The following is a 12,210-nucleotide window of genomic DNA, read 5'->3' as shown; positions in this document are numbered from 1 at the left end:
GTCTGAGTGGTCTGAGCGGGCTGGGGTCGTCGGTCGGGCGGCCAGGAGCCCGTCCGGCGATCAGATGAGGTGGGCCGCGATGGTTCGCGCGCACGCCAGGGACTCGGTATGTGTCGTGTCCACCTCCAGGTCGTAGAAGACGCCCTCGTGAACCGCATCCGCCTGCAACGCCGCCATGCCCTGGACGCGATCTCCTCGCGCCACCTCCCGGCCTGCGGCGACCGAACTCTCACATCTGACGCCGACCCACAACGCGCCCAGGTCTCGCAGAGCCGTCTGCCACCGCCGCTGGGAGGCCGTACCGCCGAGGAAGACGTCATCGACGATGATCTTGGCGCCCGCACGGGCCATGGCCACGATGCCCTCCGTCCAGGCTGCTTCCAGGACCCGGAAGTCCGCCCCGACGCTCACCTCGCCGTCCGCCGCGACATCGATCCCACCGTCCGACCCCTGCATCCTGGCGGGCATGGAGTCGACGAACGAGTCGCACCCGAACGCCAGCCACGGATCCGGAAGTTCGGCCTGCAGACACCGTACGATCCCGGACTTCCCCGAACTGGACCCGCCGTTGAGAATGATCATCTGAGTCGTCACCGCGCCACGGTAAGGCGCTTCTCGCACGGCACGAAACCAATTTCGGCACCCGCTGCTCCACGGCTCCCTCGCCCCACGCGCATCGGCGTCCGCCGTACGACGAGCAACTGCGCGCCGGGAGTCCTGACGTGCTCAGCGTGGAGCGCAAGAAGAGGGCTCCCGCGCGGGAGCCTCGGCAGAGACGGGACCGATGGGTGCCTGACCGTCGCCTCGCGGACCGTTGCGCGTGGGTCGGCCGAGCACGACTCCGGCCAGGACCAGGATCAGTCCGCCCAGCTGCTGAACGGTCAGCACCTCGGCCGCGACCACTGTGCCGAGCAGCACGCCCGTGACGGGGTTGAGCAGTCCGATCAGACCCACGCTCCCCGCGGACAGATGGCGCAGCCCGGTGAACCAGGCGGTGAAGGCCAGCGCGGTGGCGACCAGGGTGACGTAGCCGAACGCGAGCAGCGCCGGGGTGGAGAAGGCCGGGGGAGAGCCCTCGACGGCTATGGCGGCCGGGAGGAGGAAGAGGCTTCCGGCGATGAGCTGCCACGCGGTGGAGGCGAGCACATCGGTGTCGGCGCTCCATCGTTTGGCCAGCACGTGACCCAAGGAGGACACGAGCACGGCGGCGGTCGCGGCGAGGACACCGGGCAGGCTCACCCGCTGCGCACCTGTGAGCAGCATGAGACACACACCGACGAGTCCGATGGCGGCACCGGCCAGGTGGGCGGTCCGGGGCCGCTCGGCCACCAGAGGCCAGGCTATGACCATCATCGTCAGGGGGGACACGGCCATGACGGTCGAGGCGACGCTCGTCGGCAGTAGCTGGGAGGAGACGTAGACGAGGACGAAGAACACGCTCACGTTCAGCAGCCCGAGCACCGCCGATCGCCACCACCACGCACCGCGCGGCCGCTGCCTGCACAGAGTCAGCAGGACCAGGCCGGCGGGCAGGGCCCGGACGGCAGCTCCGTACAGCGGGCTGTCGGCGGGGAGGTACGCGTGCGTGACGAAGTAGTTGGTCCCCCAGGCCACCGGTGCGATCGCGGTCACCGCCATCCATCGTGCATTAGCTTCCATGGAAGCTAATATAGCTTCTGTGGAAGCTATCCTGGTGTTCATGGAAGACCGGAAACCACGGGACCGTGTGGCCCGCATCCAGGCGGACTGGCACCGCGAGCGCCCCGACCTCGACGTCACCCCGCAAGGAGTGATCGGCCGACTGCATCGCCTGGCGGGCCGGCTCACCGAAGAACTCTGCCTCGTCTACGGTCGCTACGGCCTGAGCGAGGGGGAGTTCGACGTCCTGTGCGCACTGCGTCGCGCCGGTGCGCCCTACGAACGGGCGCCCGGCGAGCTGGCCGCGCACACCATGGTCACCACCGGCGCGATGACGAAGCGGATCGACCGTCTGGAGAGAGCGGGACTCGTCACCCGCCGCCGCTCCGACGACGACCAGCGTGGCCGGATCGTCGCCCTCACCGGACCTGGGCTCGAACTGATCGACCAGGCGTTCACCGACCACATCCGCAATGAACACCAGCTCCTGGATCTGCTGACACGCGCCGAGGCCGAGGCCCTCGAAACATTGCTCACGACCTGGCTCTCCCGAATGGACCAGCCGCGCGCCCCGGGCGGCGCATGAACCGTTCTCAGTGGTCGTCGCCATCGTCTGCACCTGAAACCGCGCCTGGATCCCATCGGGTGAGCACGCCAGTGGGTCACCCGACGGCGGAGCGGTCGCACCGACTCGGCAACACGGTGGCGTACGGCCGTTTGCCCGCTCTCCCGGACGCGATCCGTGTGAAGATCCTCCAGGGCATCGGGCCCGAGCCGGACGGTTCGGCGCCCGCTCTTGGCGCAGTTCCGTCCAGCCACGGCAGTCGCCGTGGGCGGCTGTGACTCCGCCCGAGTTGGTCGTACGAGGATCGGGAGCAGGACATCGGATGAGCGCACGTTTCGAGGAGATCGACTGGCGGCCGACGGCCATGGGCGAGATCAGCCTGCGTCGTCGGCGAGATCCGTTGTCGGGCGAGGACGTGTACGAGGTGAAGCTCGGCGACGAGTACCTGATGTCCAGTCTCTTCACCACCGGGGAGATCGAGTTGGCCAGGCTCGGCCTGGCGGAGCTGCCCCCCGAGGGCGCACTCGACGTCGCCGTGGGCGGGCTCGGCCTCGGGTACACCGCCCGGACGGCGCTGGACGATCCGCGAGTTCGCTCGCTCGTCGTCGTCGACGCGCTGGCCGAGGTGATCGACTGGCACCGGCGCGGGCTCGTACCCCTGGGCGCGGGGCTGTCGTCGGACCCCAGGTGCCGGCTGGTGCGGGGGGACTTCTTCGCGATGGTCGCCGGGAGCGCGGCGGCGAGCGGAACACCGTCCGCGGAGGGTGCGAGAACGGACGCCCCGGGGGCCGCGGGGGACAAGACCGAGGATGCCGGCGCGACGCCGCACGGTCTGGACCCCGAAACCCCTGGACGCCGTTTCCACGCGATCCTCCTGGACGTCGACCACTCGCCGCGGCATGTGCTGCATCCCAGCCACGCCGGGCTCTACCTTCCGGCCGGCCTGGCGGCTCTGGCCGAACTGCTGCATCCAGGCGGAGTGTTCGCGCTGTGGTCGAACGACCCGCCCGACGAGGAGTTCAGCTCGGTGCTCGCGGGGGTCTTCGCGGAGACCGCCGCACACGTAGTGGATTTCGACAATCCGCTTCAAGGCGGGACCGCGGCCAACACCGTCTACGTCGGCCGAAGGCGCGCCGGCTGAGGAGCTTGTAGTACGCCTTCCCAACAGGCGCCGCCCGGCCAGGCCGGGCGGCCGGGCGGCGCCGACGCGTGCCGCAGGGCCGGGTTCATCTGCCGGGGCAGTAGCGTGCGGTGACCTCGTTGAGTTCCTCGATCCATGTGTCGAGCTGGTCCTCGTCCTTGGTGGTCACGCGGCAACGGTGCGACTGGCCGTCGGTGAGGGTGACCGTGACGGTGAGGCCGTAGCCCCGGCCGGTCTCCCGGTGGGTGACCGTGCGAACGAGCGGCCAGGGAAAGTCGGTGGGGCGGCCGTTGACTCCCAAGGAGATGCCGTGGACGTCCGCGATCACGGCGTTCTTGTGGTCCATGGCCAGGAACTCGGCGGCCTCGGCCGGGCTTTCGCCAAGGGCGGCCGCGGGTGGAGCGGTGACGGTCGGGGGGTAGGGCGGAGGTGCCGGGATGGAGGGCGCGGACAGGATGGTGGGCGTGTAGCCGACCGCCGGCGCCGGTGAGGCGGTGGCGGTGAATACGTCCAGCAGGTGTTCCGGAGTCGGGCGCGAGGTCGGCTGTTTCGCCAGACAGGCCTCGACGACGGGTCGCAGGGCGACGGGAACGGCGGTGAGGTCGGCCTCGTGATGGACCGAGCGGTACATCAACGCCATCGATGTGCCGTGTCCGAAAGCGCTGCCGCCGGCGGCGGCGACCAGGACGGAGCCGAGCGCGAACACGTCCGCCGCTCCGTTCACCGGATGACCTTCGGCCTGCTCCGGAGCCAGGAATCCCGGGGTGCCGACGCTGGCTCCGGGCACCGTCAGCCGAGCGTCCTCCGTAGCGCGTGCGATGCCGAAGTCCACGACCCGAGGTCCGTCGACGGCCATGATGATGTTCCCGGGCTTCAGATCGCGATGCACCAGACCACAGGCGTGGATGGCCTGCAGCGCCTCTGCCAACGCCGCGCCCAGCGCCCGCAACGCCTGCTCGTTCATGGGGCCCTGGGCATCCAGGGCGTCAGCCAGGGTCGGGCCGGCGATGTAGGCGGTGGCCAGCCACGGCAGCTCGGCATCGGGATCGGCATCGACGACCGGTGCCGTGTGGAAGGCGCCCACTCGGCGAGCGGCGTTCACCTCGGCCCGGAATCTCTCCCGGAACATGCTGTCCTGGGCCAGCTCCGGCCGCGCGACCTTCACCGCCACCAGACGCCCACCCCGCGAGCGCGCCTGGTACACGACGCCCATTCCCCCTGCGCCGAGCACCCGCTCGACGGTGTATGGGCCGATACGGTCCATCCCCCACCTCCCTGATCGTTCGCATGCCACGGTAAGCCAGCTGCCGCACGCGGTGATCGGCGGGGAAGGGGCGGTGAGCGACTCACACAGCCGCAGCCGCAGCCGCAGCCGCAGCCGAAGTCGAGCGAGGGTGGCTGCGGGCTGCGGGCTGCGGGCTGCGGGCTGGGGTGTGGCTGGGGCCAGGACGTTCAGTCGGCTGACTGAACGGTCCCGACTGATGCCTGCACCTCGTTGTCTCGCGTCGGTCACCCGCTGCGCAGGCGCCCGCGGTACGAGGTGATCGCGGTCAGGGCGAAGATCAGCGGAAGCCCCACCCCCATGACCGTCAAGGGTTGCAGCGTCGACTCCAGCCACCCAGGCATGTCCACGAACAGCGGCAGCAGCATCAGCACCGTCAGCGGGATGAACGACAGCATGACGGCGATGAAGCCCGCCGTCATCGCCGCCTGGCGGGCATTGCGCCGATCGATGAGGACGGCGGCGTCGGGGTCGGGCGCCCAGTCCGCACCGCGCAGTTCCTCCCATGCCTCCAGCAGCACCCCGAGTTCGCGCTCCACGTTCACATGCAGGTCGTCGAGGAAGGGCAGCAACACCTTGCTGCCGTCGCGGCCGTAGGCGTGCACGATCACCTGGGCCGCATTGCTCTGCATCGCCGCGGCCGGGTTGGCCTCGGCCCTGATGTCCTGGATGTCCTCCCAGGCCAGCCGTCGTCGCCTGACCATGCTGCGCACACGGATCGACTTGATGTCGGCGGTGGTGGAGCAGTGCAGGGTGGCGTAGAAGAGCCACCCCATGAGTGCCACCCACGCGATCACAAAGGGGTACGTGACCGAGCCGGGCAGGTCATCGGCGGTCAGTACGGCCCCCAGCATGCTCACCGTGCCCGCCGCGATCACCCACAGGAACAACCGCATCCGGGAGCGGCTCAACCGGTACTCGCGTGGCAGCCTGTCGTACCCCATGCGCACCCCCCCGCTCGGCTCTCCACGGCCCCGGCCGCCGCCGGGGCACCATGGTGTCGCCACGCCGGGGCACCATGGTGGCGCCCCAACTCCCCTGTGTCGAGAGCAATTTGGGCAGCACCCGCAGTCCTGCGGCACTCGCGTACGGACTGTGGAGTCCGCGCCGGAATACCCGGCGGCCTGGGGCGACGCCAACTGCGAGGCCTCACGCCATGACACGGCCTGGGTCGGCGCCCCCGGTCGACCTGGTCACCGACGCAGCTCAAGGGACATGTGCGCGGACAGCGCGCGGAGGAAGTCGACCGCGTCGAAGATCTCGCCGGCGGAGGCGACCCCGACCGTTCTGGTCCGCCCCGTGAGGATGCGGTCGACTGCTTCGACCACGAGCGGCGCGGTGATGGCGTAGATGTCCTGGCCCCTGGCCACGGCTCGCCGTTCGGTGCCCTCGGAGCGTACGACGACGTCGACGACGAAGGTCTGCGCGGACCGTCCGTGCTCGTCGACCGGACTGGGCGGCGGTGTGTCGGAGTCCGACAGGTCCGTGGCCGCCTCGACGGTCATGTAGTTGCGCACCTCGGGGACGTCTAGATGGCTGGGCACGGTGACCACGTCGGCCATCGAGAACTCCCCGATGACGGATCGCCGGCCCATCGGGTCGGGGAACGGCCACTCCAGGGTGGGTGCGGCGTCCTGTCGGTACTCCAACTGCCCCTGCGTGTATCGGACACGTCGGCCACCCCGCCGCTCCCGGGAAACGGCGCCCGCCACACGTGTCCCGGCCGTGGGATGCCAGTTGCTCAGCCCGTACGCGATGTGCGCCTCGTCGGCCGCCGTCCAGTCGCCCATCGCGGCGGTGGTCAGCAGGTCGCCGAGCCCGCCGTAGAAGGCCATCGCTGGGACGATCACCCCTCCCGCGGCTCGGGCGCGGTCTGCGAAGTGCTTGAACGTGTCGACGTTGGCCTCGATCTCGGCCGCGACATCCACATACGGGATCCCGGCGCGCAGTGCCGCCTCGATCACGGGGGCAGCCGTCGTGGCGAAGGGTCCGGCACAGTTGATCACAGCCGCCGCTCCGGCCAACGCGTGGTCGAGCGCGGCCGGATCGTCGACCGACGCCGGGCGGACGTCCAGTTCGGGATGGGAGGCAGCCAGCGCCTTCAGCTTCTCGGCGTCCCGGCCGGAGAGGACCGGGACGAACCCGCGCTCCCGCAGCTCCGCCACCACGAACCGTCCGGTGTGCCCGTACGCGCCGAACACCGTCACTACCTGCCCCGACCCCATGGGTTTTCCTCCGTGCCTCAGTGATCTGCCGTGATCCGTAGGGACATCCTGACGGGGACCGGCGGCTCACACGAGTGTCTGGAACGCCATGCCCCGTACAATTCCGGACATGGACACTGTCGCACTGGCCGTCACCGACGGGATGCTCCACTTCGAACTGGCCCTGGCGTACGAGGTCTTCGGCTCCGCCCCGGACGCAGTACCGGGCCCGTGGTACGACGTCGCCGTCTGCGGGCCGGACGCCGTGCGGGTCGGACGGTTCCTGCTGGAGCCCGACCACGGCCTCGACCGGCTCTCGCACGCCGACACCGTCATCGTCCCCGGCTGGGCCGACGTCGACCGGGACCCACCCGCCGACCTGGTCGACGCGGTGCGCGCGGCCCATGAGGGGGGCGCACGCATCGCATCCCTGTGTACCGGGGCGTTCGTACTGGCCGCCGCCGGCCTGCTGGACGGGAAGCGCGCGACCACGCACTGGGCGCACACCCAGGAGCTGGCCGCCCGCCACCCCGAGGTGCAGGTGGACCCGGACGTCCTCTACGTGGACAGCGGCAGTGTGCTCACCTCCGCGGGCAAGGCCGCCGCCATGGACCTGTGCCTGCATCTCGTCCGCCTCGACCACGGCTCGTCGGTCGCCAACACGGTCGCCCGCCGCCTGGTCGTGCCGCCCCACAGGGACGGCGGCCAGGCCCAGTTCGTCATGACACCGGTGCCCGCTCCGGACAACCACCCGCTCGCCGAACTGCTCCCCTGGGTGATCGAACGGCTGGACCATCCGCTGACCGTGGAGGACTTGGCCCGCCAGGCGCGGATGAGTTCGCGGAACCTCGGCCGCCACTTCAGGTCGGTGACCGGCACCACTCCGCTGCAATGGCTGCTGACCCAGCGCATCCGCCACGCCCAGGAGTTGCTGGAGACCACCGACGCGGGCGTCGACACCATCGCGGCCTCCACCGGCATGGGCACCGCCACGACGCTGCGCAGGCACTTCAACCGCACGGTCGGAGTGCCCCCCGACGCCTACCGCCGCACCTTCCGCTCACGGACCCGGCCCGGCCCGGATGACAGCGGGCAATCCGGCCGGTACGGCCAACACCACTGACCGGGCGGCTGGTTCGGCCTCCGCCCGGAGCCGGTGCCTGCCCTGCGGGCCGGGGGAGTGGGCAGCGCTTCTGCTCCAGGATGCAGGGCAGGCCGTGAGCCGCACCCCGGCCAGGTGGCCGCGACGGTGTGGTGGATTGAACGTCGGCGCACGAGGATGCTGCTGCGTGTCCGAGGACGTGCGGGTGGGTCTGCCGCAGGAGTGGGCAACGGCGTGCCGCGACGGCGTGCACGGCGCTGTGGCGGCCACGGGTGAGGAGACGTCAATGAGGGTCATCGTCACGGGTGCGTCAGGATTCCTGGGACGGCTGCTCGCCGGTCGCCTGCTGCGGACGCGGACGTTCGACGGCGCGCCGATCACCCGGTTGGTCCTCGTCGACCGTGTCGTGGAGCCCGGTTTCCCGCCGGCGGGCGACCCGCTCGTGGACGTGGTGCACGGCGATCTGACCGACAGCCTCGGTGACGTGTTCGCCGAGCCGGTTCATGTCGTGTTCCATCTCGCCGCCGCGGTGTCGGCCGCGTGCGAGGCGGACTTCGATCTCGGTATGAGCGCGAATGTGGACACCACTCGTGCGCTGCTGGAGGCGGCCCGCACGCAGTCGTCGGCCGCCGGGCCGGTACCGCGGGTGCTGTTCGCGAGCAGCCTCGCCGTCTATGGCCCTGACCCGGCCCTGTCCCTGCCGCCCGTGGTCACCGAGGCGACGGTGCCTTCCCCGCAGTCGAGTTACGGAACGCAGAAGCTCGTCTGCGAACACCTGATCGCGGACTTCACGCGCCGGGGCTTCATCGACGGACGTGTGGCCCGCCTGATGACCGTGGCGGTGCGGCCTGGCCGGCCGAACGCGGCCGCCTCCGGCTTTCTGTCCGGCATCATCCGCGAACCACTCGCCCAACTCCCCGCGACCTGTCCCGTTCAACCCGGCGCGCAAGTGGCCCTGGCCTCGCCGCGACACACCATCGACGGAATCCTCCGCGTCGCCGAAGCCGAGCGCGGCACCGGGCCGGGTCGCCTGGAAGGCCGGCTGCCGGTCAACCTTCCCGCGCTCACTGTCCGCGTCGCCGAGATGCTCGCCACACTGCGGCAGGTGGCCGGCGCCTCCGCCGCCGACCTGGTGACCATCACACCCGACCCTGCCATCGAGGCCCTCGTCGGCTCGTGGCCGGCCGTCTTCGACAACCGGCGCGCCACCGCACTCGGTCTCCGGCCCGACCCGAGCTTCCTGTCGGTGGTCCAGGACTACATCGCCGATCACCCCGACGCGGTCACCCGTTCCTTGGTCCGGCGGCACATGCCGACGCCGCCCGGATGATCTCCGAGCTCTTCACCGAGTCCTTCACCGAGGTGTTCACCGATGTCTTCGCCGTGGCGTGCGTGAACGCTGGACAGGCGGACTCGGCCATGCTGTCATGTCCACTGCATCTTTTCCAACGTTGTACAGAGCCGCAGGGCTTCCCCTGACAGGGAGTCGCTGTGGAGCCACATCTGGATGATCTGACGTTGCTCGATCAGCGGGAGACAACGTTGTGGGAGACAACGTTGTCGCACTGCGAGTCGGCCCTTCCGGAAGGCAGGTCACCTGCATGTCAATGAGCAGACGAAAACTCCTCGGCATAGGGTCCGGCACCCTGGGGGCCGCGGCTCTCGAAGCCACGTTCGCGTTCGCGGGAGTCGCGACCGCGGCTCCCCGCCCGCGAGCCGAGACACAGGTGCCCGACAGATTCCAGAAGCTGCCGCCCGGCAGTGTCGTGGCCCGCGGCTGGCTCGCCGGCCAGCTCCGGTCGCAGCTCGACGGTCTGTGCGGCACGTACGAATCCTTCTCGCACTTCCTCGACTTCTCGACCTCCGGCTGGGTGCACCCCGAGCACAACGCCTGGGAGGAGCTGCCGTACTGGCTGCGCGGCTACATACCGCTGGCCATCGCCACGGGTGACCCGCACGCCCTGACCCGGTCGCGGGAGTGGGTGGACGCGGTCCTCGCGACCCAGGAGAGTGACGGCTTCTTCGGGCCGCGTGCCTTACGCACCGCGCTCAACGGCGGTCCCGACTTCTGGCCCTTCCTCCCGCTCCTCCAGGCTCTGCGGACACACGAGGAGTACACCGGCGACCAGCGGGTGGTGCCCTTTCTCCTCCGCTTCCTCCGCTTCATGAACGCTCAGGGACCGGGCGCCTTCAACACCAGCTGGGTGTCGTACCGTTGGGGCGACGGGCTCGACGTGGTCGTGTGGCTCTACCGCCGTACCGGCGAGGCGTTCCTGCTCGATCTCGCCGCCAAGATGCACACCCACGGCGCCGACTGGACCGGCACGACACCGAGTCGGCACAACGTGAACATCGCCCAGGGCTTCCGGGAGCCCGCGCAATACGCCCAGTTGACCGGCTCCACCGACCTCACCCGGGCCACCTATCGCGCCTACGACGCCGTGATGGACACGTACGGACGGTTCCCCGGCGGCGGCATGGCGGGCGACGAGAACTTCCGCCCCGGATTCGCGGACCCCCGGCAGGGTTTCGAGACCTGCGGCATCGTCGAATTCATGGCCAGCCACGAGCTGCTGACGAGGATCACCGGAGATCCGGTCTGGGCGGACCGCTGCGAAGACCTGGCCTTCAACCTGCTCCCGGCCTCACTCGACCCCGACGGCAAGTCCGTTCACTACATCACCAGCGCCAACAGCATCGACCTCGACAACCGCCCCAAGACCCAGGGGCAGTTCCAGAACGGCTTCGCCATGCAGGCCTTCCAGGCCGGTGTCGACCAGTACCGGTGCTGTCCCCACAACTACGGCATGGGCTGGCCGTACTTCACCGAGGAACTCTGGCTCACCGGCGCCGACGGTGGTCTGGCCGCGGCGCTCTACGCTCCGAGCAGGGTCCGAGCCACGGTCGCGGGCGGAACGACAGTGACCGTCACCGAGGAGACGGGCTATCCCTTCAAGGACACGATCACCTTCACCGTCTCCACGCCCCGTCCCGTGCGCTTCCCCCTGCAGTTGCGTGTGCCCGGCTGGTGCCGGGGGCCCCAACTCCGGGTCAACGGGAACTCGGTGGTGGCCCCGGACGGACCGTTCTGGGCGCGGGTGGAGCGCACATGGCGCGACGGTGACGTCGTCCGCCTGCAGTTGCCCCAGCAGGCTCGGTTGTGCCAGTGGCCCGGCCGGCACGGCGCAGTCAGCGTCGAACAAGGCCCGCTCACCTACTCGTTGAAGATCGGCGAGCGCTACGACCGCTACGCGGGAGACGCAGCGTTCCCCGCCTACGAGGTCCACGCCACCACCGCATGGAACTACGGCCTCCTCCCGGAGACCCCGCTGACCCCCACCCGGACCAGTGCTGTCGTACCGGACCAACCGTTCACTCCGGACACCACACCTCTGCGCATCTCGGCACAGGCCCGGAAGATCCAGGAGTGGATCGCGGACGACGAACATGTCGTCGCGCCGCTCCAGGACTGCCCCGCCCGCAGCGACGCCCCCGTGGAGACGGTCACCCTCATCCCCATGGGTGCGGCACGGCTTCGCATCACGTCCTTCCCTACGGCGGCACCCGAGGGACAGCCCTGGACGCCAGAACCACCGTTCCGAAGAATCGCGAACAAGAACAGCGGCAAGGTCGTCGCCGTCGACGGGATGTCCACCGAGAACAGCGCACGCGTGGTGCAGTTCGACAATACGGGGACGGGCGACCACGCCTGGCAGCTCGTCGACAAGGGCGACGGCTGGTACCTGATACGCAACGGCCAGAGCGGCAAGGTGCTCGGCGTCGACCACATGTCCATGGACAACAGCGCGATCGTCGTGCAGTTCGAGGACAACGGAACGGCCGACCACCTCTGGACACTGGTGGACAGCGGTGACGGCTGGTATCGCATCCGCAACAAGAACAGCGGCAAGGTCCTAGGTGTGGACCGGATGTCGACCGGCAACAGCGCGCAGATTGTCCAGTTCGACGACAACGGTACGGCCGACCACTTGTGGCGGTTCCTGTGAATGCCTGAGCCGGTTCGAGAGCATGTCTGTGGTCTGCGGTCTGCGGTCTGCGGCCTACGGCGAGCCGGCAGCTTTGTGAGGCGGATGCCGAGGCCGTTCACGATCACCCGGTGGCCGCGCGCCTGCCCATGACGCGGCAGGCGGCGCGGTTCCGGTGGCGGCGGTGGGTCGGGCCGCGGCGGAGAGAGCAGGATTCGAACCTGCGTGGGGCAGAACCCCTGATCGGAGGTGACTCCGATCCCCATTGGGCCGCTATGGGTATCTCTCCAGT

Annotated in this window: 10 protein-coding genes; 5 read left to right on the top strand and 5 right to left on the bottom strand. The window is 69.7% G+C overall.

Going from position 1 to position 12,210, the window contains the following annotated elements; translation table 11 throughout:
- Positions 1-60 precede the first annotated feature (60 nt).
- Together cpt and ACWD68_RS02310 are read right to left on the bottom strand one after the other, a co-directional pair.
- On the bottom strand, positions 61-594 hold the full coding sequence (gene cpt / locus ACWD68_RS02315) for a chloramphenicol phosphotransferase CPT (RefSeq protein ID WP_451804574.1): 534 nt from the start codon (positions 592-594) through the stop codon (positions 61-63).
- 132 nt (positions 595-726) lie between these two features.
- Positions 727-1,659 carry a DMT family transporter gene (locus ACWD68_RS02310; protein WP_451804573.1) on the bottom strand — a complete coding sequence of 311 codons (933 nt, stop codon included), beginning with the start codon at positions 1,657-1,659 and terminating at the stop codon, positions 727-729.
- Positions 1,660-1,699: 40 nt separating this feature from the next.
- Here ACWD68_RS02310 and ACWD68_RS02305 point away from each other — a divergent pair, with 40 nt between their 5' ends.
- The gene (locus ACWD68_RS02305) at positions 1,700-2,224 is read left to right on the top strand and encodes a MarR family winged helix-turn-helix transcriptional regulator (RefSeq protein WP_451804572.1); all 525 of its coding nucleotides are present in this window, start codon (positions 1,700-1,702) and stop codon (positions 2,222-2,224) included.
- Between the two features lie 301 nt (positions 2,225-2,525).
- Complete coding sequence (locus ACWD68_RS02300; RefSeq protein ID WP_451804571.1) at positions 2,526-3,344, top strand: spermidine synthase; 819 nt, start codon at positions 2,526-2,528, stop codon at positions 3,342-3,344.
- A gap of 85 nt (positions 3,345-3,429) precedes the next feature.
- On the opposite strand, the gene ACWD68_RS02295 is transcribed toward ACWD68_RS02300, so the two are convergent.
- From ACWD68_RS02295 to ACWD68_RS02285, 3 genes are all read right to left on the bottom strand, one after another.
- A complete protein-coding gene (locus ACWD68_RS02295; protein ID WP_451804570.1) occupies positions 3,430-4,608 on the bottom strand; it encodes a serine/threonine-protein kinase in 1,179 nt (392 codons plus the stop codon).
- A gap of 245 nt (positions 4,609-4,853) precedes the next feature.
- Positions 4,854-5,570, bottom strand: coding sequence for a PH domain-containing protein (locus ACWD68_RS02290; RefSeq protein ID WP_451804569.1), 717 nt, complete (start codon positions 5,568-5,570; stop codon positions 4,854-4,856).
- Between the two features lie 249 nt (positions 5,571-5,819).
- The gene (locus tag ACWD68_RS02285) at positions 5,820-6,851 is read right to left on the bottom strand and encodes a saccharopine dehydrogenase family protein (protein WP_451804568.1); all 1,032 of its coding nucleotides are present in this window, start codon (positions 6,849-6,851) and stop codon (positions 5,820-5,822) included.
- Between the two features lie 109 nt (positions 6,852-6,960).
- Between ACWD68_RS02285 and ACWD68_RS02280 the strand changes: the two genes are divergently transcribed.
- The 3 genes from ACWD68_RS02280 (at position 6,961) to ACWD68_RS02270 (ending at position 11,939) form a co-directional block, all read left to right on the top strand.
- Positions 6,961-7,953: a helix-turn-helix domain-containing protein gene (locus tag ACWD68_RS02280; protein ID WP_451804567.1), complete on the top strand. Its 993-nt coding sequence runs from the start codon at positions 6,961-6,963 to the stop codon at positions 7,951-7,953.
- A 265-nt stretch (positions 7,954-8,218) separates the two neighbouring features.
- On the top strand, positions 8,219-9,262 hold the full coding sequence (denD, locus tag ACWD68_RS02275) for a D-erythronate dehydrogenase (protein WP_451804566.1): 1,044 nt from the start codon (positions 8,219-8,221) through the stop codon (positions 9,260-9,262).
- A 271-nt stretch (positions 9,263-9,533) separates the two neighbouring features.
- On the top strand, positions 9,534-11,939 hold the full coding sequence (locus tag ACWD68_RS02270; protein WP_451804565.1) for a beta-L-arabinofuranosidase domain-containing protein: 2,406 nt from the start codon (positions 9,534-9,536) through the stop codon (positions 11,937-11,939).
- The last annotated feature ends 271 nt before the right edge of the window (positions 11,940-12,210 follow it).

This window comes from Streptomyces sp. NPDC005141 (assembly GCF_053599975.1).
Note: the sequence above shows the minus strand (reverse complement) of the source record. Positions and strands in the feature narration are given on the sequence as shown.

What these genes read in the sequence shown, in the direction of transcription:
- ACWD68_RS02295 (WP_451804570.1), bottom strand. Translation starts at nt 4,608, where the DNA reads ATGGACCGTATCGGCCCATACACCGTCGAGCGGGTGCTCGGCGCAGGG.
- ACWD68_RS02280 (WP_451804567.1), top strand. Translation starts at nt 6,961, where the DNA reads ATGGACACTGTCGCACTGGCCGTCACCGACGGGATGCTCCACTTCGAA.
- ACWD68_RS02270 (WP_451804565.1), top strand. Translation starts at nt 9,534, where the DNA reads ATGTCAATGAGCAGACGAAAACTCCTCGGCATAGGGTCCGGCACCCTG.
- ACWD68_RS02300 (WP_451804571.1), top strand. Translation starts at nt 2,526, where the DNA reads ATGAGCGCACGTTTCGAGGAGATCGACTGGCGGCCGACGGCCATGGGC.
- ACWD68_RS02290 (WP_451804569.1), bottom strand. Translation starts at nt 5,570, where the DNA reads ATGGGGTACGACAGGCTGCCACGCGAGTACCGGTTGAGCCGCTCCCGG.
- ACWD68_RS02305 (WP_451804572.1), top strand. Translation starts at nt 1,700, where the DNA reads ATGGAAGACCGGAAACCACGGGACCGTGTGGCCCGCATCCAGGCGGAC.
- denD (WP_451804566.1), top strand. Translation starts at nt 8,219, where the DNA reads ATGAGGGTCATCGTCACGGGTGCGTCAGGATTCCTGGGACGGCTGCTC.
- ACWD68_RS02310 (WP_451804573.1), bottom strand. Translation starts at nt 1,659, where the DNA reads ATGGAAGCTAATGCACGATGGATGGCGGTGACCGCGATCGCACCGGTG.
- ACWD68_RS02285 (WP_451804568.1), bottom strand. Translation starts at nt 6,851, where the DNA reads ATGGGGTCGGGGCAGGTAGTGACGGTGTTCGGCGCGTACGGGCACACC.